Origin of the sequence: Curtobacterium herbarum (assembly GCF_016907335.1) — a bacterium.
In the GTDB taxonomy this organism is placed as follows: domain Bacteria; phylum Actinomycetota; class Actinomycetes; order Actinomycetales; family Microbacteriaceae; genus Curtobacterium; species Curtobacterium herbarum.
Map to the genome: position 1 here is coordinate 1,738,287 of NZ_JAFBBT010000001.1, position 22,723 is coordinate 1,761,009.

Genomic DNA, 22,723 nt, shown 5'->3' on the forward strand with positions numbered 1-22,723 from the left:
GTCACCGGCACGCCGCTGACGGACGGGAGGCCCGGGACCAGCTGGTCCCGGGCCTCCCGTCCGTCAGGTGCTCGCGTCCCCGACGCGGCTCGCGCCTACTGGGGCGGCTGCGGCGGACGCCACGGCCCTTCACCGGCCGCGCCGTTGCCGTCCTTGCCGTCCTTGTGCTCGCGGCGCCGGAGGTACTGCTCGAACTCCTGCGCGATGGCGTCGCCGGAGGCCTCGGGGGAGTCGACGGTGTCGCGTGCCTGCTCGAGCTGCCCGATGTACGAGGCCATGTCCTCGTCGTCCGAGGCGAGGGCGTCGATGCCCTCCTCCCACTGCGCGGCGTCGTCGAGCAGGGTGCCGCGTGGCACGGTGACGTCGGTGAGCTCCTCCATCTTGTCGAGGAGCGAGAGCGTGGCCTTCGGCGACGGGGCGTTGTGGACGTAGTGCGGCACCGACGCCCAGAGCGACAGGGTCGTCAGGCCGGCCTTGTCCATCGAGTCGGCCAGGACCCCGAGGATGCCGGTCGGCCCCTCGTACGTCGACTTGTCCACGTCGAACGCGGCGCGGACGGTCGCGTTCTCGCTCGAGACGAACACCGAGATCGGGCGGGTGTGCGGCACGTCGGCGAGCATCGCGCCGACGAAGACCACCGCGTCGATCGAGTAGACGTCGGCCAGGTCGATGATCTCGGCGCAGAACGCACGCCAGGTGCGCGAGGGCTCCGGTCCGACGAGGACGAAGACGTCACGCTCGGTCGGAGCGCCGGTCGCACCGATCACCGGGCGACCCTCGGCGCTGGGGCCGTGCAGGACGATCCGCGGCCACTGCACGCCGCGTTCGCCCTCGTCGTCGAAACCGACCTCGGGCCGGTTGAACTGGTAGTCGACGTAGCGTTCCCCGTCGATCTCACGGAGCTCGGACAGCTCGAGAGCGTCGACGATGCGCCGGGCGAGACCGCTCGCGGCCTCTCCCGCGTCGTTCCAGCCCTCGAACGCGACGACGAGCAGCCGTCCGTCGTTGAAGGGGGAGTGCTGTGGCACGGCAGGGCCTCCTGGTGGTGGAGTGGTCCGCCGCGCTCGCGCGCGCGCCGACCGGACACGATCAGGCATCCACGATAGTCCCGCCGTCGACCCGCCGCCCTCCACGGGGCTGGCGGCGGCGGGCCTCCGACGCGCCCGCCCGGCGGCGGCGACCGGTCACGTCCTGTCGGGTACGGGCCTCCAGACCGACAGTCCGTGACCGGTCGGCGGGAGTGAGCGGGGTGTCCTGACCGCTCGACGGGCAAGCCTGCGGGGCCGGAGCGCCGCGGACGGTGCCGCCGGTAGACTCGTCGCCCGTGACCGAGCAACCTCCTGCCCCCGCCCAGCCCACGAGCGTGCTGCCCGATGCCGTGCTGTGGGACATGGACGGCACGATCATCGACACCGAGCCGATCTGGCAGGAGTCGCAGGTCGTCCTCACCGCCCGCTACGGCGCCGAGTGGACCCACCAGGACGGTCTGTCGCTCGTCGGCAGCGGGCTCGAGCGCTCGGGCGAGATCCTCCGCGACAAGGGCGTCGACATGGGGGTCGAGGAGATCGTCCAGTGGATGACCGACTACGTGGTCGAGCGGCTGCACGGCGACGACCTGCCCTGGCGTCCCGGCGCCCGTGAACTCGTCGAGGAACTGCACGACCGCGGCATCCCGACCGCGCTCGTGACGATGTCCCGGCGGGCGATGGCGCTCGTGACCGCCGAGGCGTTCGGCGCCCGCGGCTTCCGGGTCGTCGTGGCCGGGGACGACGTCGATCGTCCGAAGCCGCACCCCGACGCGTACCTGGCCGCCGCCGCACAGCTCGGCGTCGAGCCCACCGCCTGCATCGCGATCGAGGACTCCGCCACCGGCGTCGCCTCGGCTCGCGCCTCGGGCGCCGTCACCGTCGCGGTCGAGCACATCGTGCCGATCGCCGAGGGCGCGGGTGACGTGCACCTCACCACCCTCGGTGGCGTCGACGTCGACCGCCTGCTCGAACTCACCGGTCCGGCGCTCAGCGCGCGTGCCGCCGAACGCCAGGGAGGCCCGGCCTCCGTCCCGACGTCGGCCCCCGTCACCGAAGGGGACGCGCGATGAGCGACGACACCACCACGACGCCCGACAGCGGCGCGCACGACGACACCGTCTCCCTTGCGGAGGTCGAGCTGCCGCACACCGCCGGCGGCGCACCGCACACGCCGCCGCGCGGACCGTTCCGCGCCGGCGACCGGGTGCAGCTGACCGGGCCGAAGGGCAAGCTCACGACGCTCTCGCTCGAGCCCGGCGTGGTCTACCACACGCACCGCGGCATGCTCGCGCACGACGACGTCATCGGGCAGCCCGACGGCTCGGTCATCCGGGCCAGCACCGGCGACGAGTACCTGGCGCTCCGCCCGCTGCTGAACGACTACGTCATGTCGATGCCGCGCGGTGCCGCGATCGTCTACCCGAAGGACGCGGCCCAGATCGTCGCCTTCGCGGACGTCTTCCCCGGAGCCCGTGTCGTCGAGGCCGGCGTCGGCTCGGGCGCGCTGTCGCTCTGGCTGCTCCGCGCGATCGGCCCGACCGGCAGCCTGCAGTCCTTCGAGCGTCGCGAGGAGTTCGCGGCGATCGCCCGGGGCAACGTCGGCACCTTCCTCGGCGCGGTCCCCGACAACTGGTCCGTCACCGTCGGCGACCTGGTGGAGGAACTGCCCGACGCCGTCGAGCCGCAGAGCATCGACCGCGTCGTGCTCGACATGCTCGCGCCCTGGGAGTGCGTCGACGAGGCGGCCGACGCCCTCGCACCCGGTGGCCTCATCGTCTGCTACGTCGCCACGGTGACGCAGCTCTCCCGCACCGCCGAGGCGCTCCGCGACACCGGACGCTTCACCGATCCGCAGTCGAGCGAGACCCTGGTGCGGACCTGGCACGTCGAGGGACTCGCGGTCCGCCCGGACCACCGCATGGTGGCGCACACCGGCTTCCTGATCACCGCCCGTCGTCTGGCGGACGGGGTCGTGCTGCCGAACCTCAAGCGTCGTGCCGGCAAGGCCGAGTTCTCCGACGAGGACGTCGAGGCCTGGACGCCCGGTGCGGTCGGCGAACGCGGCGCCAGCGACAAGAAGCTCCGCAAGGTCGCCCGTCAGGCGGCTGCCCAGGCCCGCAAGGTCGCCGCTGCCGAAGCGTCGTCGGCAGCGTCCGACCCCGCCGACGACGACCGGTAGGCTTCCCACCGTGCCCGCCCTGCATCGACCGGAAAGAGGATCCGTGCGCGCCATCCCCGCACTCGTCGTCACCATCGGACTCCTCGCGTCGCTGACCGCGTGCGCCACGCCCGGAGCGGGATCGGCCAGCACGTGCGCCACCTCCGGTGCCGCGTCCGGGTCCGTGTCGGCGACGGGCGCCTTCGGTTCGGAGCCGAAGGTCAGCGTGCCCGCCGGCCTCACCGTCCGCGGCACGCAGGTGTCGGTCCTCCGCCAGGGCGACGGTCGCACGATCGGCGACGGCACCCCGGTGCTGATCGAGTACACGCTCGTCGACGGCGCCACCGGTGCGGTCGCGCAGACCACCGGGTACACCGGCAGCACCGCCCCGGTGACGGTCGGGTCGACCAACGCCGGCGCGCTCGGCAAGGCGCTCGAGTGCGCCCGGGTCGGCGACCGCCTGGCCGTGGCCCTGCCGAAGTCCGCGCTCTCCGGCACGGCCGCCACCGCCGACTCGGGGTCGTCAAAGTCCAAGGCCGAGGACGCCGCCGTCTTCGTCATCGACGTCAAGCGGGCCTTCGACTCCCGCGCCACCGGCACGCCGCAGCTCGCGGGCGACGGCATGCCCGCCGTCGTGCTCGCACCGAACGGCGCGCCCGGCATCACGATCCCGTCCTGGTCGGCCCCGAAGGACGACGAGCAGCACCTGCTCCGCAAGGGCGACGGCGTGACACTCACGGCGAAGGACACCGTCGTCGTGAAGTACACCGCCGTCTCGTGGGGCAGCACCACGGCCGACTCGGCCGTCGTGGGCTCCAGCTGGACCGACGGCTCCGGCGCACAGCCGCTGCCGCTGGCGAAGGGCCAGATCGCCGAGGGCATCCGGAAGGCCCTCCTCGGGCGCCACGTCGGCGACCAGGTCCTGGCCATCGACCACCAGCAGGGTGCCGCGTCGGCGTACGTCATCGACGTGCTCGGCGTGATGCCGCGCTGACGCGCACCCCAGGCTGCGTAGGATCGGCACGTGCCCACCACTCGTGCTCCCCGTGTGCCCGCTGAGGAACGGCTGTTCAGCCTGGTCCTGGCGCTCCTGTCGACGGAGTCCGGGCTGACGAAGTCCGAGATCCTGGCGAACGTCCAGGGCTACCGGCAGCGCTACAGCTCCGGCGGCGACAACGCCTCGCTCGAGCGACAGTTCGAGCGCGACAAGGACGACGTCCGCGAACTCGGCATCCCGCTCGAGACGATCGAGACCCCGGGCGCGGCCGGCAACAACCAGACGCTGCGTTACCGGATCCCGAAGGGCGAGTACGACCTGCCCCTGGACGTCCGGTTCACCCCGGACGAGTCCGCGCTGCTCTCCCTCGCCGCGATGGCCTGGCGTGAGGGCGCGCTCTCCGCCGACTCCCGCCGCGGGCTGCTGAAGGTCCGCTCCGCCGGGTCCGACGACGACGGGTCGGAGCACGACGCCGGCGACGGGGCCTCCGCCATCGGCGCGTACGCCCCGCGGCTGCGCACCCGTGACGCCGCCTTCGAGCCGCTGCGTTCGGCGCTCGACCGGGCGGCCGCCGTCCGGTTCTCGTACATCACGCCCGGGCACCACGAGGCCCGCGTCCGCGAACTCGCACCGCTCGCGCTCGTGCAGCACGGCGGTCGGTGGATGCTCGCCGCGCACGAGTTCGCGACCGACTCCGACAAGAACTACCTGCTCGCCCGGATCGTCGGGCCGGTGACGCAGTACGAGGTCGGACAGCACCCGGCGCCCCCGGAAGCGGGGGACCGGGCATTGGCGGGACTCGACCGGGTCTGGGCCGAGCGCACCGCGACCGTGCACGTCGTCCCGGGCTCCGACGCCGAGCGACGGCTCACGCGGCGACGGGACACGACCTCGACGACCGAGGGCGAACTGGTGATCCACCACGTCGACCCGCAGATCCTGGCCGAGGAACTGGCCGCCTTCGGGCCCGAGCTCCGGGTCGTCGAGCCCGAGGACCTGCGGCAGCGCGTGGTCGACCGCCTCCGGGTGCTGGTCGAGGACCACACCGGCGCCGCGGACCGCGGTGCCGTGCACGACACCACGGGGAACGACGGAGCGACACATGGCTGACGCGCAACCCTTGCAGGCACAGGACAAGCTCGCGTTCCTGCTGGCCCTGGTGCCGTACCTGATCGACCGCGAGCGCGTCTCGGTGTCCGAGGCCGCCCGGCACTTCGGCGTGCCGGAGGCCCGTATCCGCCGAGCCGTCGAGCTGATCGCGGTCTCCGGCGTCCCGGGCGAGACCATGCAGTACCAGCACGGTGACCTGTTCGACATCGCCTGGGACGACTTCGACCAGAACGACATGATCGTCCTGACGAACCTCGTGGCGATCGACGACGCCCCGCGGCTGTCGGCCCGCGAGGCCTCGGCGCTCATCGCCGGGCTGCAGTACCTCTCGGCGCTGCCCGAGGCGGCCGACAAGGACGCCATCCGTGCCCTGATGGCGAAGCTGTCCCGCGGCGCCGGGGGCGCATCCGGCAACGTCGCGGTCGGGCAGGACCTGCACGATGCCACCCTGACCGTGATCCGGCAGGCCATGTCCGGCCGCCGCGGGCTGCAGTTCGAGTACGTCGGACCGCGGACCCAGGGCAGCACCCGCCGGGTCGATCCGCTCCGGGTGGAGTCGATCGACGCCGACTGGTACCTCCGTGCCTGGGACCTCGACCGCGCCGCCGTCCGGACGTTCCGCCTGGACCGGATGTCCGGCGTCCGCGTCGACGACCGGCCCGCGGAACGGACCCTCGACGACGTCGTGCTGCCGGACACGCTGTTCCAGCAGAGTGCCCAGGACGTCATCGTCACCGTCGAGCTCGACGGGTCGTCACTGCCGTTGGTCGCCGACTTCCTGGCCGACACCGCGGACGCGCCGGACGAGGGCGGCCGGGTGCGCATCCGGCTCGCCGCGTCGGCCGGGTTCGACGGGGTCGTCCGCCTGGTCGCCGGGTTGCCGGGCCGGGCCGTGGTGCTCGACCCGCCGGCGGCCCGCCAGGCCGTGCACGACTTCGCCGCGGCCGCGCTCGACATCCACTGACGGAGCGCTGCCGTAGGATCGCACCATGGCTTCGACGACCGCGAGCGGGCGAGAGAAGCGGCAAGGGCGCCGTCCCAAGGAGCCCGAAGGCCGCATGTCACTCGGTCAGCACCTGATCGAGCTGCGCAACCGCCTGTTCAAGGCCGTCGTCGCGGTCCTGATCGGTGCGGTCGGCGGCTGGTTCCTGACGCCCTTCGTGCTCGACTCGCTCCGTGCTCCGGTCACCCAGCTGGCCCGGGTCGGCGGACACACCGCCGAGCTGAACTTCCCGATGATCACCGGGGCGTTCGACCTCCGGCTGCAGATCGCGATCACGATTGGCGTCGTCCTGGCCAGCCCGGTGTGGCTCTACCAGATCTGGGCCTTCATCGTCCCGGCCCTGGTCCGCCGTGAGAAGCAGTACGTGTGGGGCTTCCTCGGCACTGCGATCCCGCTGTTCTTCGCCGGGTGTGCGTTCGGCTGGTACGTCCTGCCGCACGTGGTCGGGATCCTCGGCAGCTTCGTCTCCGCGCAGGACACCTCGATCGTCGACGCGAAGGCGTACTACGACTTCGTCATCAAGCTCATCGTCGCGGTCGGCATCGCCTTCGTCCTGCCGGTGTTCCTGGTGCTGCTGAACTTCGTCGGGGTCCTGACGGCCGCGGCGATCATCCGCTCCTGGCGGGTGGCGATCGTCCTCATCCTGATCTTCACCGCCGTGGTGACCCCGTCGGCGGACATCCTGTCGATGTTCATCCTGGCGATCCCGATGGTCGTGCTGTACTTCGCGGCCTGCCTGGTCACGTGGATCCACGACCGCCGTGCGGCGAAGCGCCAGGCGAAGCTCGACGAGGAGTACGGCCTGTGACCGAGACGAGCTTGAGCCCCGCCGAGCGGTTCGCCGCCGCGAAGGTCCGGTCCCGCTCGCGCAACCTCGAGCTGTTCCGGACCGACCTGCGCTTCGACCTCGACCCGTTCCAGCTGGCGGCGTGCGACTCCGTCGACCAGGGCCGGAGCGTCCTGGTGGCCGCGCCGACCGGCGCCGGCAAGACGATCATCGCCGAGTTCGCGATCTGGCTGGCGATGCGACAGCCGACCGCGAAGGTGTTCTACACGACGCCGATGAAGGCGCTGAGCAACCAGAAGTACGCCGAGCTCGTGCAGGCCTACGGTGAGACCGAGGTCGGTCTGCTCACCGGCGACACGAACGTCAACCCGCGGGCCCGCGTCGTCGTGATGACGACCGAGGTGCTGCGGAACATGATCTACGCCGACTCCGACCTGCTCGACGACCTGGCCTGGGTCGTCCTCGACGAGGTGCACTACCTGGCGGACCGGTTCCGCGGTGCCGTGTGGGAAGAGGTCATCCTGCACCTGCCGACCGAGGTCCGGCTGGTCTCGCTCTCCGCCACGGTGTCGAACGCCGAGGAGTTCGGCGACTGGCTGCAGACGGTCCGGGGCGACACCGACGTCATCGTGTCGGAGGACCGGCCGGTGCCGCTCGACCAGCACGTCCTCGTCGGCAACAAGATGGTCGACCTGTTCGACTCGTCGGGTGCGGCGGCGACCAACCGCGTCAACCCGGAGCTGCTCCGTCTGGTGGGTAGCGCCTCCCGGGGGTCCGGCGGTCCGCGCGGCCGACGCGGTCGTGGTGGGTTCCCGGAACGTCGGGGCCCGCGCACCGAGAAGGCGCACCGTGAGCAGATCGCGAAGATGCTCGACGAACGGATGCTGCTGCCCGCGATCTTCTTCGTCTTCAGTCGCAACGGCTGCGACCAGGGTGTCCGCCACGTCGTCCGCTCCGGGCTCTCCCTGACGACGTCCGACGAGCGTCGTGAGATCCGCGAGACGGCCGAGTACCACTGCCGGACGCTCCTCGACGAGGACCTGGCCGTGCTCGGCTACTGGGAGTGGCTCGAGGGCCTGGAGCGCGGTGTCGCCGCGCACCACGCCGGCCTGCTGCCCGCCTTCAAGGAGGTGGTCGAGGACCTGTTCCAGCGCAAGCTCGTCAAGGTCGTCTTCGCCACCGAGACCCTGGCGCTCGGCGTGAACATGCCCGCGCGCACGGTCGTGCTCGAGAAGCTCGAGAAGTTCAACGGCGAGGCCCGGGTGCCGATCACGCCGGGGGAGTACACGCAGCTCACCGGTCGCGCCGGCCGCCGTGGCATCGACGTCGAGGGCCACTCGGTCGTGCAGTGGACGGACGGACTCGAGCCGCAGGCGGTGGCCTCGCTCGCGAGCCGTCGGACGTACCCGCTCAACTCGTCGTTCAAGCCGACGTACAACATGGCCGTCAACCTCATCGAGCAGTTCGGTCGGGACCGGACGCGCGAGGTCCTCGAGACCTCGTTCGCGCAGTTCCAGGCGGACCGGTCGGTCGTCGACCTGGCGCGCAAGGTCCGCTCGCAGCAGGAGTCGCTCGACGGCTACCAGAACGCCATGCAGTGCCACCTCGGCGACTTCACCGAGTACGCGGCGCTCCGTCGGCAGCTCTCGGACCTCGAGCGCACGAACGTCCCCGGCGGTCGTGAGGCGTCGCACGGTGCCCGGCAGGAGCGCCAGGCCGCGATCAGCGAGGTCCGCCGTCAGCTCCAGCGGCACCCCTGCCACGCCTGCCCGGACCGCGAGGCACACGCCCGCTGGGCCGAGCGCTGGTACAAGCTCAAGCGCACCAACGACAAGCTCGTGCAGCAGATCCGCTCCCGGACGGGTGCGGTCGCGACGACGTTCGACCGTGTGACCGACGTGCTGCTGGCACTCGGCTACCTGGTGCAGGACGCGCAGGGCGACGTCACGGTGGCAGCCGGTGGCCGCCGGCTGCAACGCATCTACGGCGACCGGGACCTGCTGGTCGCCGAGTGCCTGGAGGCCGGGGTCTGGAAGGAGCTCACGCCCGCACAGCTCGCCGGCATGGCCGCCACGATCGTCTACCAGCCGCGTCGTGAGGACGCCCCGGGCACCGAGCACGCCGTCCCGCGCGGGGCCTTCCGTCCGGCGCTCGACGAGACGCTGACGATCTGGTCGCGCCTGGACGACGTCGAGCGCGACGCCCGGCTCGCCGGGTCCGAGCCGCCGACCCCGGCCATCGCACTCGGCATGTTCCGCTGGGCGTCCGGCTCGCCGCTCGACGACGTGCTGCGCTCGCTCGACCTGGCCGCCGGCGACTTCGTCCGCTGGTCGAAGCAGGTCATCGACCTCCTCGACCAGATCCGGAACGCCGGCGACCCGGACCTGGCGCAGGTCGCCCGACGTGCCACCGACGCGGTCCGGCGCGGCATCGTCGCGTACGCGACGGTCTGACGGGAGGCCCGGTGTCGGTCCTCGGGACAGCCGTGCGCCCGACACGGGCGGCCGTCCCGCGCGCGCACGGGCCGTCGGTGCCGGACGTCCCGGCGTCGGCGTCCGTCTTCGCCGCGCTCCCGCTCGGCCAGGCGATCCCGCTGTCGGTGATCGGCGGACTGCTCTTCGCCCTGTCGTTCCCGTCGCCCGGCTGGTGGTTCCTGGCCTACCCGGCCGTGGCCTGCCTGCTGCTGGCCGCGATGGGGCAGCGCGCCCGTCGCGCGTCCTGGCTCGGGCTGCTCGCCGGTGCCGTGTTCTGGGTGCCCGCGATCTCGTGGGCCGGGCGGTACCTCGGACCGGTGCCGTGGTTCGCGCTGGCGCTCCTCGAGGCGGCGCTCTTCGCCCTCGGCACGGTCGCGATCGCCCTGGCCTACCGCTGGGTGCCGCGTGTGGTGACCTCGACCGCCGGGCGGGTGTGGGGCCTCCCGTCCGTGGTGGCCGCACTGTGGACCGGACGCGAGTGGTTCTCCGGCAGCTGGCCGTACGGCGGGTTCGCCTGGGGGCGCGTCGGCCTGTCGCAGTCGCAGGGACCCTTCACCCACCTGGTCGCGTACGTCGGTGTGCTCGGGCTGAGCTTCGTCGTCGTGTACTGCGTCGCCGTGGTGGTCTCGCTCGGGTTGGTCGCCGGCGTCCGGCTGCCGATGCGCATCGCGACCGCCGGACTGCTGGTGTCCGCGGTGCTCGCCGTGCCGGCCTGGCCGACCGCGGTCCACGGCACCGTCCGCATCGAGTCGGTGCAGGGCAACGGTCCGGCGGGGTACTTCGACCGCGCGCAGCCCGGCGACGTGCTGCGGTCCCAGGTCGCCGCGACCGACGTCGACGCCCGCGGGGTGGACCTGGTCGTCTGGCCCGAGGCCAGCGCCGAGTACGACCCGCGCCGTCAGCCGGTCATCGCCGGGGCCCTCGACGCGGTCGTGCAGAGCGTCGGCGCCCCGATCGTCGCCGGCGCCGTGACGCAGACCTCGTCGGGCGTGCTCCACAACACCTCGTTCGTCTGGGGCGCGGACGGCTGGCAGGCCTCCTACGACAAGAAGCGACCGGTGCCGTTCGGCGAGTACGTGCCGGACCGCTGGCTCTACTCGAAGCTCGCGCCCTCGCTGATCGGCCTGCTGCAGCGCGACTACACGCCGGGGACCAAGCCGAACGTCCTGCCGGTCGCGGGCATCCGGGCGGGCGTGATGATCTGCTTCGACGTCGTCGACGACGGCCTGACCGCCGACCTGGCACGCGGGGGAGCGCAGGTGATCCTGGCGCAGACGAACAACGCGGACTTCGACGGCACCGATGAGAACCTGCAGCAGCTCGAGATCGCGCGGATGCGGGCCGTCGAGACCGGCCGGTCGCTCGTCAACGTCTCGACCGTCGGCGCGTCGCAGGTCATCGACCCGGACGGACGCACCATCGACCGGGTGCCCGCGTACACGGCGACCTCGATGGTGACCGACGTCCCGCTCGGCACCTCGACGACCCCCGCCACGGTGGCCTCCGGCGGCGTCACGCTGGTGCTGTCGCTCGGTGGGCTGCTCGTGCTGCTGGCCTGCGCTCCGGGGCGTCGACGCCGCAGTTGAGCCCGTTCGGAGCCCGCCCGTCGGACGCTGCGCACTGGGAAGGGACTGTGAATGCAACCCCACCGGAACGAAACCCGGGTGGTGTGGGTTGGACCGGGGGAACGAGCGAGAGGAGTCGGACATGGCTGATCGGAGTCTCCGAGGCATGCGGCTCGGGAGCCAGAGCCTCCAGAGCGAGGACGGTGTCGAGCTCTCCGAGCGGAAGCGCGCCGTCTACCAGGCGGCATCGGGCGAGACCTTCGACGTGGTGTTCTCCGCCGACGCCGAGGTCCCGCAGATGTGGTCGGACCCACGCAGCGGGTGGGAAGGGCGTCTCCTCGGTGAGGACGGCAAGCCCGTCGAGATCGCTGCGGAGGACGTGAAGGCACCGCGTACCCACTGGGACATGCTGCTCGAACGGCGGTCCCGCGAAGAGCTCGAGGAACTGCTGGAGGAACGTCTGCAGGTCCTCCGCGCCCGTCGCGGCGCGTAGCAACACCGGTACGGACGAGAGCGGCCCGCTCCCCAGCAGGGGAGCGGGCCGTCGTCGTGTTCGGCGCAGGACGGCTCAGTCGCGCGTCGGGTCCGTCCCGAACGCTGCGTCGGCCTCACGGTCCGCCGCGGACATGCGCTCGTCCATGCTGCGGTCCGACTGCGCCAGGCGGTCGTCGAGCTCCGACGGCGGCACGATGTCCGCGACCGAGGCGTCGGCCGCGGGGGAGCCGGAGCGTCCGGCACCGTCCCGTGCCTGGGTGTTCGCGAGGCTCTCGTCGGCGAGCTTCGAGATGCGGGACAGGAAGTCCGATCCCGCAGCGCCGCCGGCCGCCGAGCCACCGGACCCGGTCCGCTGGGCGCTGAAGCCCTTCGCGATGCCGGACAGTGCCTCGGTGAACTCGCTCGGGATCATCCAGAGCTTGTTCGAGTTGCCCTCGGCGATCTTCGGGAGCATCTGCAGGTACTGGTAGGACAGCAGCTTCTCGTCGGGGTCGCCCTGGTGGATGGCGTCGAAGACGGTGGCGATGGCCTGTGCCTCACCCTCGGCCCGGAGGACCTGGGCCTTCGCGTCACCCTCGGCACCGAGGATCGCGGCCTGCCGCTGGCCCTCGGCCTCGAGGATCTGCGACTGCTTCGTGCCCTCGGCCTGCAGGATCGCCGCACGACGGTTCCGCTCCGCGCGCAGCTGCTGCTCCATCGCGTCGACGATCGACACGGGCGGCTCGATGGCCTTGAGCTCGACGCGGCCGACGCGGATGCCCCACTTGCCGGTCGCCTCGTCGAGGACGACACGGAGCTGGCCGTTGATGTTGTCGCGGCTGGTCAGCGCCTCTTCGAGGTTCAGACCACCGACGACGTTGCGGAGCGTGGTCGTCGTGAGCTGCTCGACGGCGCCGAGGTAGTTCGCGATCTCGTAGGTCGCCGCGCGGGCGTCGGTGACCTGGAAGTAGACGACCGTGTCGATCGAGACGACCAGGTTGTCCTCGGTGATGACGGGCTGGGGCGGGAACGAGACGACCTGCTCACGCATGTCGATGAGCGGCCGGAGCCGGTCGATGAACGGCACCAGCAGGTTCAACCCCGGGTTGAGGGTCTTGTGGTACTTGCCGAGCCGTTCGACCACACCGGCCGTGGCCTGGGGGACGATCCGGATGGCCTTCGCGAGGACCGTGATCACGAAGATCACGATGACCACGATCAGGACGATGAGCACGACCGTCCCGGTGGAGAGCGTCATTGGGCTGCCTTCTGTTCGATGCGGACGACGGCGGTGGAACCTTCGATGGACTCGACGACGACACGCGTGCCGAGCGGCGGCGTGCGGTCGACGGCGCCGGGCGCGAACCGGGCGCTCCAGGTCTCACCGTTGGCCAGGCGGACCTGGCCGGGGGCGGACGGCGTGAACGCGAGGGCGACCGTGCCGGCCATGCCGACCAGTCCCTCGACGCCGGTGCGGTGCGGGTCGGCACCGCGGTTCAGCGCCTGCAGCACCCGGGGACGGACGACGGCGAGCAGCAGCAGAGCGAGCACCGCTGCGATGATCGCGCTGAGCCACCACGGGGCGCCGATCAGCGCGGCGATCAGCCCGCCGGCGGCACCGGCCGCGAGCATCAGGAAGATGAAGTCGAGCGTGAAGACCTCGACCACCCCCAGCACGAGCACCAGGGCGATCCACACGATCACCTGGGTCCAATCCGAGACGTTCACGCGATCTCCCTCCCCTTGCACCGCGCACGGCCTTCGCAGCATCGCGATGTCCGGTCCTGTTGCGTCCAACGTATCAGCGACCACTGAGCGGGACACGGCAGGCGGCGCGCGGGACACGGCAGGCGGCAGGCCGTCCTGCCCGGCACGTGGCACCGCCCCGCCGCGGGCGGGCGCGCTTGCTAGGCTCGATGCCGCCCGGGACGACCAGGACCGGCGCCGCCCCATGACAGGAGACAGCACTGTGAGCAGCCCCCTCGCCCCCGGATCCCTCGACGGCACGCGCGCCCTCGTCACCGGCTCCTCCCGCGGCATCGGTGCGGACACGGTCGGGTACCTTGCCGAGGCCGGCGCGAAGGTCGTCGTCAACTACCGCAACAAGGCCCGTCGCGCCGAGCAGATCGTCGAGAAGGTCGTCGCCGCCGGGGGAGCGGCCCTGGCACTGCAGGCCGACCTCACCGACCACGACTCGGTGCAGGCCATGGTCGACGCGGTCGTCGCCGAGTGGGGCGGCATCGACCTGCTCGTCCTCAACGCGTCCGGCGGCATGGAGTCCGGCATGGGCGAGGACTACGCGCTCCGCCTGAACCGCGACGCCCAGGTCGACATGCTGCAGACCGCGGTGCCGCACATGCCGTCGGGCTCGCGCGTCGTCTTCGTCACGAGCCACCAGGCCCACTTCGTCGAGACCGCCGAGACCATGCCTGAGTACGTCCCGGTCGCGAAGAGCAAGCGCGCCGGTGAACTCGCACTGCGCGAGCTCCTGCCCCAGCTCGAGGCGGCGGGCATCGAGTTCGTCACCGTCTCCGGCGACATGATCGAGGGCACCATCACCGCGACCCTGCTGAACCGGCTGAACCCCGGCGCGATCGAGGGTCGTCGGGACGCCGTCGGCAAGCTCTACAGCGTCTCCGAGTTCGCGGCCGAGATCGCCCTCGCCGCCGTCGAGCCGATCCCCGCCGACCACACCAAGCTCGTCGGCGACGTCAGCTCCTTCACGGCCTGACGGACGTGACCGCCGCACCCGGCCTGCGCCGGACCTCCCGGATCCTGCTGCTCGACCCCGACGGCCGCGTGTTCCTGATGGACACGAAGGCCCCGTCGTCCGACGGTGCCCACCGCTGGATCACGCCCGGCGGCGGTGTCGACCCGGGGGAGTCGCACCGTGACGCCGCGATCCGGGAGCTCCGCGAGGAGACCGGCATCGTCATCGACGAACCCGGCGAGCCGGTCTGGTCGTGGGACTTCGCCGTCGACTGGGACCAGGCCGACCACGACCGCGGTCACGCCGAGTTCTACGTCGTCCGGACGCCCGGCTTCGCGCTGTCCGACGCCGGGTGGACCGACGACGAGCGGGTCGACATCCTCGCCTCCCGCTGGTGGACGGCCGACGAGCTCGACGCCACCGACGAGCCCTTCGAACCGGCGGAACTGCCGGAGCTGGTGCGTCGCCACCGCGACTGACCACGGGCCGGGAGGCACGGTGCCGGGCCGCCACGGGCCTCCCGTCCGACGGCTGGCAGCGTCCCTGCGAGCGGCGACCCGCCGCGGGCGTAGCGTCCCGGCCATGACCTACAGCCAGCCGGATCCGGCAGAAGAGACCACGCAGGCAGCGCCCGAGCAGCCCGACACGGAGCAGTCCACCGTCGGCGAGCAGGGCGGGGAGCACGCAGCCCTCGAGATCGACAGCTCGGACGTCCCGACGACGTCCGACGACTCGTCGAACTGACGCGAGCGCGCTCGCACACCACGCCGGACGCCTGGTGACGGCACTCAGACGAGTGTCGACACCAGGCGTTCGACGCGTCCGCGGACGTCGTCGCGGATCGGGCGCACGGCCTCGAGCGGCAGTCCCGCGGGGTCGGTGAGCTCCCAGTCCTCGTAGCGCTTGCCGGGGAACACCGGGCAGGCGTCACCGCACCCCATCGTCACGACGACGTCGGCGTGCCGGACGGCATCCGTGGTGAGGATCGCGGGGGTCTGGCCCACGATGTCGATGCCGACCTCCTGCATGGCGGCCACCGCGACCTGGTTCACCTGGTCAGCGGGCTCGGACCCGGCGGAGAACACGTCGACGCGGTCACCGGCGATCGCGCGGAGGAACCCGGCTGCCATCTGCGAGCGGCCGGCGTTGTGCACGCAGACGAAGAGGACGGACGGCCGGCGCTCGTGCGTGGCGGCGGTGTCGGCTGTGTCGGCGGGCGCGTGCGGATCCGGTGCGTCGGTCATGCGTCCATCGTGCCGCACGCGCCCGGCGTCCGGCCGTGGTGTGGGCCGAGGCTCCGTCCGCCGCCGCTCGGCCTCCCGTGGTTCCGGCCGCCGCCGCACAACAGGAACCCGCTCGAACCACGGGATGCCACGGTTCGGACGGGTTGCTGTTGGGCGCAGGCATCTCGTGCTGGCCGGCGGGCGGCTCGTGGGCCCGGTCGGCACCAGCCAAACCAGCGCGCCGATAATGCATATTATGTCAGCTCGGACGGATCCGAGAGGTGGTGATCCACCACCTCGACGGGCCCCGCGCTCCCCTCGTCGTCGCTGTGGCACGATCGGGCCGACGACAGCAGAACGGATCTGTCACACGGGGGCGGTCGACGACACCTCATGATCGGAGGTGGTCGTGAACAGACCGAGGGGGCCGGGCGAGATCCCGGACACAGAACTCATCACGTCGATCGGGCGCGGTGACGCCGAGGCGTACACCGAGATGCTCGACCGACACAGCCGCGCGGTGTTCCGGTACGCCTGGGGGCTCGCCGATCAACGGTCGGACGTCGACGACATCGTGCAGGAGACGTTCCTCGTCGCCTGGCGCCGTCGGAAGGACATCCGGATCGTCGGGTCGAGCGCACTCCCCTGGCTGCTCACCAGCGCCCGGAACATCGCGATGAACACGAACCGTCAACGCCGGTCGCACCGCATCGACGATATCGACGAACACACGGGTGCATCGGACGCGTGGTACCGGCAGGTCGAGCACGACGAGGCCGCACAGCAGCTGCGGTGGGTGCAGAACGAGATCGCCGCGCTCGACTCCCCCGACCGGGAACTCTGCGAGCTCTGCCTCCTGCAGGACCGGACCTACGACGAGGCCGCCGCCGTGCTCGGCCTCTCCCCCGTCAACGCGCGCAAGCGCATCCAACGATCCCGCGCCCGGCTCCGGACGAACCGCGCAGCGCAGGGGATGGAGAACATCTCATGATCACCATGCCGCCGCCCGAGGGTGCTGCCCTCGACGCCGCCATCACGCCGATCCGCCGAGCGGTCCTGGAGCAGACCGTCGCCCGCCGCCGGACCCGTTCGCGCTGGACCTTCGGCGCGCTGGGCACCGTCGCCGCCGTGACGGTCACGGCCACCGTGCTCGTCGTCGGGAACGTCACCGGGGCCTCGGACTCGGTGCCGATCGTGGGCTCGGGACCGCAGGCCGCGACCGCCGCCGAGGTGCTCCAGCGTGCCGCCGACGTCACGGTCCGGACGAGCGACCCCGTCGTCGTCCCCGGCCAGTTCCGCAAGGTGGAGGTGCAGGAGGCCAGCCAGGCCTTCTTCACCGAGGACATGTCCGCGCTCGTGCCCTACTCGATCACCGTGTACCAGCCGGCTGACCCGTCGGCCCAGTGGACCCTCGTCCGCGACTCCGGACAGCCGACCCAGTACTTCCCGGCAGCGAAAGCGGCCGAGGCGGAGTCGGTCTGGAACCGTGACCCGCAGGGGTACCCGGTGGAGACCCTGCACGCGGCCGGCGGCGCCTTCTACGGCACGCCGTGGACCCCGGCCGAGCTCGCCGAGATGCCCCGCGACCCGGCGGCGCTCTACGGGTGGGTGTCCGACCACGCGACCGGTTCGGCCAGCCACGAGGAGGCGATGACCACCCTGATCACCGACGACCTGGGCACCGGGATGGTCCCGGCCGACCTCCGGAGCGCGATGTACCAGGTACTCGCGAAGATCCCGGGCACGACGATCACCCACGACGCGGTGACCCTCGACGGGCGCACGGGCATCGGCATCGGCCGTGACGAGGCGGCGCGACAGGGCGAGCACTCGGAGATCGTCATCGACCCGCAGTCCGGGGACTTCATCGGCACCCGCACGCTCGTCGGGGCCGGCAACCCGACGCTGCCCGAGGGCACGGTGTTCGACTCGACCGCCGTGACGACGACGGTGGTCGACAGTGCCCCCTGAGGGCACGCCGGAACGCGACCAGTGAACCGGCCGGGAGGCCCGTGGCGACCCCGCCACGGGCCTCCCGGCCGTTCCGCGTCCCGACGTGTTAGGTTGTGCGCAACATGATTGCACGCAGCAGGATCACCCGCGCGGTCGGTACCGCCCTCACCGCGCACGGCACGGCGACGTTCGTCGCCGACCCGCTCCGCCAGCGCGCCGGCCGGATGGCCGACCGCGGCTTCGCCCCCGGCGTCCCGCACGCGGTCCTCGTCCCGCTGCTCGAGGTCGCGTCCGGCACGCTGCTCCCCCGCACCGGACTGGTCGGCGCTGCCGCAGCCGGGGCGGCCACCGCGCTCGGTGCAGTCCGCGTCGGTGCGGACGTCGAGGACCGCACGGTGACCACCGCCACCGCTGCTGCAGCCGGCCTGACCGTCGCCGGGCTGAGCGCTGCCGTCCGCGCCACCCGAGGCCGTCTGCGCGTCGGACTCCTCGCCGTGATCGGCACCGTCGTCGTGTTCGAACTCGTCCGCCGACGTCGCGTGCTCCGGGCCCGCTGACCCGATCGACCTCCTTCCCCTCCCGCTCCCCTCCAATGAAAGGCACCCGAACCGATGTCCCGTCGCCGTTCCGCCCGACCCTCCGTCCCCCGCACCGTCGTCCGCATCCTGCTCGGCGCGACGATGACCTGGGCCGGCATCAGCCACCTCACCGTCGCCCGTGAGGAGTTCCGCGCCCAGGTGCCGAAGTTCGTGCCGCTCGACCCCGACGTGACGGTCCTGGCCTCCGGCATCGCCGAGATCTCCCTCGGCGCCGCACTCATGCTGCTCGTGCGTCGCCAGGCGACGGTCGGCTGGGTCGCCGCGGTGTTCTTCACGGCGATCTTCCCGGGCAACATCGCGCAGTGGATGCACCACCGCGACGGTTTCGGGCTGGACACCGACACCAAGCGCTTCGTCCGTCTGCTGTTCCAGCCGGTGCTCATCGCCGTCGCCCTCTGGGCCACCAACGCACTCCGCAAGCGCCGCTGAGCCACGTCTCGCGGTGGGCTAGCCTCGACCGCGATGACGACACGAACCCGGGTCACCCTCGGCCGCCGCGAGGACCTCGGGGCCGACTGCGCCAACTGCTTCGGTCTGTGCTGCGTCGCACTGGCGTTCACCCGTTCGGTGGACTTCCCGGTGGACAAGGACGCCGGCGACCCGTGCGCGAACCTCGACCCTACCGACGGCTGCACGATCCACCCACGCCTGCGGTCCGAGGGGTTCCGCGGCTGCACGGTCTTCGACTGCTCGGGCGCCGGGCAGAAGGTGTCCCGGCACACCTTCGCCGGCCGGTCCTGGCGTGACGACACGGCGACCCGCGACGCGATGTTCGCGGTCTTCCCCGTCGTCCGCCGGCTGCACGAGCTGCTCCGCTACCTGGACGAGGCGATCACCCTCGCCCACGACGCCCACGACGCCCACGCAGCCGCACCGCTGACGGAGCGGTTCGACCGGGTGCGCGCCCTCAGCGACGCCGATCCGGACACCCTGCTGGCTGCCGACGTGGACGCGGAGTACGACGCCGCCCGGCCGCTCCTGCTCGGCGCGAGCCGGGATGCCCGCGCCCGCGACGGCAGCGTTCATGACGGCAGCGGCGACGACCGGCGCATCGGCCGCCTGCGCGTCGGCCCCGGCGCGGACCTGCTCGGAGCCGACCTGCGGCGCGCGGACCTGCAGGGTGCGAGCCTCCGCGGTGCGCTCCTCATCGATGCCGACCTGATGGGTGCCGACCTCCGCCGGTGCGAGTGCATCGGTGCCGACCTCCGCGACGCCGACCTTTCCGGAGCCGACCTCCGCGGCGCGGTCTACCTGACACAGATGCAGGTGAACGCGGCTCGAGGGGATGCACGGACCCGCCTCGACGACGGCTTCCAGCGGCCGTCCCACTGGGCGGGCTGACCCGCACGATCGCGCTCCGCACCGCGCCGCAGCCCGTCGACGACACGGCCGGACGACGGCACGGCCGCGTGACGAAACGGCCGGAGGACCACTCGGTGCGTCGACGACGCAGCGCGACGCACCCCGACCCGACGCACCGGAACCCGACGCACCGGAACCCGACGCGACCCGCTGACGGACGGGAGGCCCATGGCGGATCCGCCACGGGCCTCCCGTCCGTCAGCCGGCGACGTCCGCCGGCCGGCGACGTCAGTAGTCGACGCGCCCGTGCCGGTTGTGGAACTCCCCGGTCGGCCCGTCCGGTCCGAGGAGCGCGAGCGCAACTGTGGCGTCGGTCCCCTCGGTCACCGTCTGGTGGCCGGAGTGCCCGTTGAAGTCCGTCGCGGTGTAGCCCGGGTCGCTGACGTTCACGCGGAACCCGGGCAGGTTCTTGGCGTACTGCACGGTGAGGGTGATGACGGCGGCCTTCGACGCGGCGTACGGGATGCTCGGCACGGGGAACTCGTCGTGTCCCGGGGTGCTGAGGAACCGCGGCCAACCGACGCCGGAGGCGACGTTCACGATGACGGGGTTCCCGGAGGCGCGGAGCAGCGGCAGGGCGGCCTGCGTGACGCGGACGATGCCGGTGACGTTGGCATCGAGGACGGATGCCATCGCGTCCGCCGTCAGGTCGTCGACACCGTGTGAGGTGCCGAGCACGCCGGCGTTGTTGACGAGGACGTCGAGAGCGGGGATCGACGCGAACGCCTCGTCGATGCTCGACTGGTCGGTGACGTCGATCCGGACGACGGTGGCGCCGAGGGCACGCACCTCGGCCGCGTCGTCCGGGTTGCGGACGCCGGCGTACACGGTGTGGCCGGCCTCGATGAGTCGGCGGGCGGTCTCGAGTCCCAGGCTGCGGTTCGCCCCGGTGATGAGTGTGGTGGTCATGGGGACCATCGTGCTCGCTCCGCCCGGACTCCCCCAGGCCTCGTTCGACGTGCTGTCCGACGGACCCTGGGACTGCGAGTACCAGCCTCCGGTTGCAGATCCGCGCGAGGATGGGCCCATGAGCGAGTTCGCGGACGTCCTGCGGTCCTGGCGTGACCGGGTCAGTCCCGCCGAGGTCGGCCTGCCCGCCGGTGCCGGGCGACGGACCGCGGGCCTCCGGCGTGAGGAGCTGGCGGCCCTCGCGGGGGTCAGCGTCGACTACGTCGTGCGGCTCGAGCAGGGCCGCGCGACGAACCCGTCACCGCAGCTGCTCGCCGCCCTGGCCACCGCGCTCCGTCTGACCGAGCAGGAGCGGGACCACCTGTTCCGCGTCGCCGGTGCCGCTCCCCCGTCCCGCGGGCTCGTCCCCCGGCACATCACGCCCGGTGTGCAGCGCATCATCGACCGGTTGACCGACGTGCCGCTGGCCGTGTTCACCGCCAGTCACGACCTGCTGCACCGCAACGAGCTGTGGGCCGCGGCGACGGGTGACGGCGACCGGTGGCAGGGGCGCTCCGCGAACCTCGTCTGGCAGTTCTTCACCGAGGGCCACGCCGGGGTGGAGTTCGACGACGAGCACGCCGAGGCGTTCGCGTCCGACCTGGCCGCGGACCTCCGCAGTGCCCTCGGCCGCTACCCCGACGACCGGCACCTCGTCGAGCTCGTGCGGGACCTCCGGGCGACGAGCCCGGAGTTCGAGCGGCGCTGGGGCGAGGCCCGGATCGCCGAGCACCGGACCAGCCGGAAGACCCTGCGGACGCCGGTCGGCTCGATCGAGGTCGACTGCGACACCCTCTCGGTGCCCGGCAGTGACCTGCGCATCGTCGTCTACACGGTGGTGCCCGGCAGCGAGGACGCGTCGCGACTCGACCTGCTGCGCGTCACGGGCCTCCAGCGCGTCTGACCCTCCGCGAAACGCAACGTGGGCGGCACGGCGCAACGGAGTACCGCCGCGAGGAACCGCCCACGTTGCGTCTTGCGGGAGGACTACTCGCCGAAGCCGGAACGGACCAGGTCCGCCAGGTCGTCGACCGCGTCGCGGGCGTCCGGGCCGGAGGCCTCGATCGTCACGGTCGCACCCTGCGGCAGCGCGAGGGCCATGATCGCCAGCAGGCTCTTCGCGTCGACCCCGTTGACCCGCACCGACGCGTCGTGCTTCGCGGCGGTCTTCACGAACTCCGCGGCGGGACGTGCGTGCAGGCCGGACGCGTTGACCAGCTCGACGGTGGCGGAGGCGTGGGTCCCGTCGGCCGCAGCGGCGTCGGTGACGTCGGTCGCGCCTCCCGGGAGGCCCGTGGTCGCGTCGTCGGGACCGGTGTCGGTCCCGGCACCGGCAGCGCTCGCGGCCGCAGCGAGGACCGCGTCGACGTCACCGCCGGTCTGGGCGGCGACCGCCGCGGCGACCGTGCCCTCGACCACCGGCGCGTCCGAGACGTGCACGCGGGCACGGAGCTCGTCGTCCAGGAAGTCGAGCGCGGTGTCCGTCGTCAGGTAGGCGGATCCGAGGTCGCAGAGCACGACGATGCCGTCTGCGGCGGCCAGCTCCTCGATGCCGGCGGTGATCGCCGCGAAGGACGTGCCGATGCCGCCCTCGTCGGTGCCGCCCGCTGCGACGAGCTGCACGTCGCCGGCCATCTGCCGGGCGATGTCGACCGTGCCCTGGGCGACGGCGGCGCTGTGCGAGACGACCAGGATGCCGACGCTCATGCCGCGTCCACGGCCGCGCGCAGGACGTAGGCGCTCGACTGTGCGCCCGGGTCGCGGTGCCCGACGGCGCGGTCGCCGAGGTAGCTCGCACGACCCTTGCGGGCGACGAGCGCGTCGGTCGACTCCGCACCGGTGGCGGCGGCGTCGGCGGCGGCGGCGAGCACGCGCTCCGGGGTCTCCCCCGCGGCGGCGGCCGCTGCTGCCGCGTCGACGGCCGGAGTCCATGCGTCGATCATCGTCTTGTCGCCGACCTCGGCCTTGCCACGCGACACGACTCCGTCGCGCGCCGCGGTGAGGACCGCGACCAGCGTGTCGGCGTCGAGCTCGGTGGCGTCACCCGCGGCCTGGGCCGCCTTGAGGTACGCGGTGCCGAAGAGCGGGCCGGCCGCACCGCCCACGGTGGAGATGAGCTTCGTCGCGACGAGCTTGAACACCGCACCCGGGGACTCGAGGTCCGCGTCGTCGAGCGCGACGAGCACCGCCCGGAACCCGCGGTCGAGGTTCTCACCGTGGTCGCCGTCGCCGATCTCACGGTCCAGCGTGATCAGCTCCGCCCGGTGCTCGTCGATGGTGGCGGCGGTCCGGCGGACCCAGTCGATGGCCCAGGCGGTGTCGAGCGACAAGG

General features: G+C 72.3%; 25 protein-coding genes. 18 read left to right on the plus strand and 7 right to left on the minus strand.

All coding sequences use genetic code 11. The features are described 5' to 3' along the window. Positions 1–95: 95 nt before the first annotated feature. Positions 96–1,028, minus strand: coding sequence for a proteasome assembly chaperone family protein (locus JOD51_RS08290; RefSeq protein WP_204607823.1), 933 nt, complete (start codon positions 1,026–1,028; stop codon positions 96–98). 296 nt (positions 1,029–1,324) lie between these two features. Here JOD51_RS08290 and JOD51_RS08295 point away from each other — a divergent pair, with 296 nt between their 5' ends. The 9 genes from JOD51_RS08295 to JOD51_RS08335 all read left to right on the plus strand — a co-directional run bounded on the left by JOD51_RS08295 (position 1,325) and on the right by JOD51_RS08335 (position 11,615). Continuing rightward, positions 1,325–2,098: an HAD family hydrolase gene (locus tag JOD51_RS08295; RefSeq protein WP_259556784.1), complete on the plus strand. Its 774-nt coding sequence runs from the start codon at positions 1,325–1,327 to the stop codon at positions 2,096–2,098. Further along, positions 2,095–3,207 (plus strand): tRNA (adenine-N1)-methyltransferase, encoded by a 1,113-nt coding sequence (locus JOD51_RS08300; protein ID WP_239539816.1) that lies wholly within the window; start codon positions 2,095–2,097, stop codon positions 3,205–3,207. Before JOD51_RS08295 ends, JOD51_RS08300 begins: the two co-directional genes overlap by 4 nt. A gap of 43 nt (positions 3,208–3,250) precedes the next feature. Further along, positions 3,251–4,180: an FKBP-type peptidyl-prolyl cis-trans isomerase gene (locus JOD51_RS08305; RefSeq protein WP_204607824.1), complete on the plus strand. Its 930-nt coding sequence runs from the start codon at positions 3,251–3,253 to the stop codon at positions 4,178–4,180. 30 nt (positions 4,181–4,210) lie between these two features. Beyond that, complete coding sequence (locus JOD51_RS08310) at positions 4,211–5,293, plus strand: helix-turn-helix transcriptional regulator (protein WP_204607825.1); 1,083 nt, start codon at positions 4,211–4,213, stop codon at positions 5,291–5,293. Continuing rightward, positions 5,286–6,257, plus strand: coding sequence for a helix-turn-helix transcriptional regulator (locus JOD51_RS08315; protein ID WP_204607826.1), 972 nt, complete (start codon positions 5,286–5,288; stop codon positions 6,255–6,257). The genes JOD51_RS08310 and JOD51_RS08315 overlap by 8 nt, the downstream gene beginning before the upstream one ends. A gap of 94 nt (positions 6,258–6,351) precedes the next feature. Then, a complete protein-coding gene (tatC, locus tag JOD51_RS08320) occupies positions 6,352–7,104 on the plus strand; it encodes a twin-arginine translocase subunit TatC (RefSeq protein WP_204611016.1) in 753 nt (250 codons plus the stop codon). Continuing rightward, the gene (locus JOD51_RS08325) at positions 7,101–9,536 is read left to right on the plus strand and encodes a DEAD/DEAH box helicase (protein WP_204607827.1); all 2,436 of its coding nucleotides are present in this window, start codon (positions 7,101–7,103) and stop codon (positions 9,534–9,536) included. The genes tatC and JOD51_RS08325 overlap by 4 nt, the downstream gene beginning before the upstream one ends. A 77-nt stretch (positions 9,537–9,613) precedes the next feature. Beyond that, positions 9,614–11,143, plus strand: coding sequence for an apolipoprotein N-acyltransferase (lnt, locus tag JOD51_RS08330; protein WP_204607828.1), 1,530 nt, complete (start codon positions 9,614–9,616; stop codon positions 11,141–11,143). Between the two features lie 121 nt (positions 11,144–11,264). Next, a complete protein-coding gene (locus JOD51_RS08335; RefSeq protein WP_204607829.1) occupies positions 11,265–11,615 on the plus strand; it encodes an RNA polymerase-binding protein RbpA in 351 nt (116 codons plus the stop codon). Positions 11,616–11,690: 75 nt separating this feature from the next. On the opposite strand, the gene JOD51_RS08340 is transcribed toward JOD51_RS08335, so the two are convergent. Together JOD51_RS08340 and JOD51_RS08345 are read right to left on the minus strand one after the other, a co-directional pair. Then, positions 11,691–12,854, minus strand: a complete 1,164-nt coding sequence (locus tag JOD51_RS08340; RefSeq protein WP_204607830.1) for an SPFH domain-containing protein — start codon at positions 12,852–12,854, stop codon at positions 11,691–11,693. Continuing rightward, complete coding sequence (locus JOD51_RS08345) at positions 12,851–13,324, minus strand: NfeD family protein (protein ID WP_259556792.1); 474 nt, start codon at positions 13,322–13,324, stop codon at positions 12,851–12,853. The genes JOD51_RS08340 and JOD51_RS08345 overlap by 4 nt, the downstream gene beginning before the upstream one ends. 241 nt (positions 13,325–13,565) lie before the next feature. Here JOD51_RS08345 and JOD51_RS08350 point away from each other — a divergent pair, with 241 nt between their 5' ends. The 3 genes from JOD51_RS08350 (at position 13,566) to JOD51_RS08360 (ending at position 15,050) form a co-directional block, all read left to right on the plus strand. Continuing rightward, positions 13,566–14,327, plus strand: a complete 762-nt coding sequence (locus tag JOD51_RS08350) for an SDR family oxidoreductase (protein ID WP_204607832.1) — start codon at positions 13,566–13,568, stop codon at positions 14,325–14,327. A gap of 5 nt (positions 14,328–14,332) precedes the next feature. Then, positions 14,333–14,785 (plus strand): NUDIX hydrolase, encoded by a 453-nt coding sequence (locus tag JOD51_RS08355; protein ID WP_204607833.1) that lies wholly within the window; start codon positions 14,333–14,335, stop codon positions 14,783–14,785. Between the two features lie 103 nt (positions 14,786–14,888). Beyond that, complete coding sequence (locus JOD51_RS08360) at positions 14,889–15,050, plus strand: hypothetical protein (RefSeq protein ID WP_204607834.1); 162 nt, start codon at positions 14,889–14,891, stop codon at positions 15,048–15,050. Between the two features lie 44 nt (positions 15,051–15,094). Here JOD51_RS08360 and JOD51_RS08365 read toward each other — a convergent pair whose 3' ends face one another. Then, on the minus strand, positions 15,095–15,550 hold the full coding sequence (locus JOD51_RS08365) for an arsenate reductase ArsC (RefSeq protein WP_204607835.1): 456 nt from the start codon (positions 15,548–15,550) through the stop codon (positions 15,095–15,097). Between the two features lie 388 nt (positions 15,551–15,938). Here JOD51_RS08365 and JOD51_RS08370 point away from each other — a divergent pair, with 388 nt between their 5' ends. From JOD51_RS08370 to JOD51_RS08390, 5 genes are all read left to right on the plus strand, one after another. Further along, complete coding sequence (locus JOD51_RS08370; protein ID WP_204607836.1) at positions 15,939–16,520, plus strand: RNA polymerase sigma factor; 582 nt, start codon at positions 15,939–15,941, stop codon at positions 16,518–16,520. Beyond that, a complete protein-coding gene (locus JOD51_RS08375; RefSeq protein WP_204607837.1) occupies positions 16,517–17,500 on the plus strand; it encodes a CU044_5270 family protein in 984 nt (327 codons plus the stop codon). Before JOD51_RS08370 ends, JOD51_RS08375 begins: the two co-directional genes overlap by 4 nt. A 104-nt stretch (positions 17,501–17,604) precedes the next feature. Next, positions 17,605–18,039, plus strand: a complete 435-nt coding sequence (locus JOD51_RS08380) for a hypothetical protein (protein ID WP_204607838.1) — start codon at positions 17,605–17,607, stop codon at positions 18,037–18,039. Between the two features lie 54 nt (positions 18,040–18,093). Continuing rightward, entirely contained in the window at positions 18,094–18,510 is a 417-nt protein-coding gene (locus JOD51_RS08385; protein ID WP_204607839.1) for a DoxX family protein, read from the plus strand. A 33-nt stretch (positions 18,511–18,543) separates the two neighbouring features. Beyond that, positions 18,544–19,422 (plus strand): pentapeptide repeat-containing protein, encoded by an 879-nt coding sequence (locus JOD51_RS08390; protein ID WP_204607840.1) that lies wholly within the window; start codon positions 18,544–18,546, stop codon positions 19,420–19,422. Positions 19,423–19,671: 249 nt separating this feature from the next. On the opposite strand, the gene JOD51_RS08395 is transcribed toward JOD51_RS08390, so the two are convergent. Beyond that, the gene (locus JOD51_RS08395) at positions 19,672–20,352 is read right to left on the minus strand and encodes an SDR family NAD(P)-dependent oxidoreductase (protein WP_204607841.1); all 681 of its coding nucleotides are present in this window, start codon (positions 20,350–20,352) and stop codon (positions 19,672–19,674) included. 118 nt (positions 20,353–20,470) lie between these two features. Between JOD51_RS08395 and JOD51_RS08400 the strand changes: the two genes are divergently transcribed. Then, the gene (locus JOD51_RS08400; RefSeq protein ID WP_204607842.1) at positions 20,471–21,295 is read left to right on the plus strand and encodes a helix-turn-helix domain-containing protein; all 825 of its coding nucleotides are present in this window, start codon (positions 20,471–20,473) and stop codon (positions 21,293–21,295) included. Between the two features lie 83 nt (positions 21,296–21,378). On the opposite strand, the gene dhaM is transcribed toward JOD51_RS08400, so the two are convergent. Further along, on the minus strand, positions 21,379–22,098 hold the full coding sequence (dhaM, locus tag JOD51_RS08405) for a dihydroxyacetone kinase phosphoryl donor subunit DhaM (protein WP_204607843.1): 720 nt from the start codon (positions 22,096–22,098) through the stop codon (positions 21,379–21,381). After that, the gene (gene dhaL / locus JOD51_RS08410) at positions 22,095–22,721 is read right to left on the minus strand and encodes a dihydroxyacetone kinase subunit DhaL (RefSeq protein ID WP_204607844.1); all 627 of its coding nucleotides are present in this window, start codon (positions 22,719–22,721) and stop codon (positions 22,095–22,097) included. The genes dhaM and dhaL overlap by 4 nt, the downstream gene beginning before the upstream one ends. Between the last annotated feature and the right edge of the window lie 2 nt (positions 22,722–22,723).

Bases quoted from the DNA above. Each gene is read 5' to 3' on its own strand.
- JOD51_RS08300 (WP_239539816.1), top strand. From the start codon at position 2,095: ATGAGCGACGACACCACCACGACGCCCGACAGCGGCGCGCACGACGAC.
- JOD51_RS08315 (WP_204607826.1), top strand. From the start codon at position 5,286: ATGGCTGACGCGCAACCCTTGCAGGCACAGGACAAGCTCGCGTTCCTG.
- tatC (WP_204611016.1), top strand. From the start codon at position 6,352: ATGTCACTCGGTCAGCACCTGATCGAGCTGCGCAACCGCCTGTTCAAG.
- JOD51_RS08335 (WP_204607829.1), top strand. From the start codon at position 11,265: ATGGCTGATCGGAGTCTCCGAGGCATGCGGCTCGGGAGCCAGAGCCTC.
- JOD51_RS08340 (WP_204607830.1), bottom strand. From the start codon at position 12,854: ATGACGCTCTCCACCGGGACGGTCGTGCTCATCGTCCTGATCGTGGTC.
- JOD51_RS08360 (WP_204607834.1), top strand. From the start codon at position 14,889: ATGACCTACAGCCAGCCGGATCCGGCAGAAGAGACCACGCAGGCAGCG.
- JOD51_RS08365 (WP_204607835.1), bottom strand. From the start codon at position 15,550: ATGACCGACGCACCGGATCCGCACGCGCCCGCCGACACAGCCGACACC.
- JOD51_RS08375 (WP_204607837.1), top strand. From the start codon at position 16,517: ATGATCACCATGCCGCCGCCCGAGGGTGCTGCCCTCGACGCCGCCATC.
- JOD51_RS08380 (WP_204607838.1), top strand. From the start codon at position 17,605: ATGATTGCACGCAGCAGGATCACCCGCGCGGTCGGTACCGCCCTCACC.
- JOD51_RS08385 (WP_204607839.1), top strand. From the start codon at position 18,094: ATGTCCCGTCGCCGTTCCGCCCGACCCTCCGTCCCCCGCACCGTCGTC.
- JOD51_RS08390 (WP_204607840.1), top strand. From the start codon at position 18,544: ATGACGACACGAACCCGGGTCACCCTCGGCCGCCGCGAGGACCTCGGG.
- JOD51_RS08395 (WP_204607841.1), bottom strand. From the start codon at position 20,352: ATGACCACCACACTCATCACCGGGGCGAACCGCAGCCTGGGACTCGAG.
- JOD51_RS08400 (WP_204607842.1), top strand. From the start codon at position 20,471: ATGAGCGAGTTCGCGGACGTCCTGCGGTCCTGGCGTGACCGGGTCAGT.
- dhaM (WP_204607843.1), bottom strand. From the start codon at position 22,098: ATGAGCGTCGGCATCCTGGTCGTCTCGCACAGCGCCGCCGTCGCCCAG.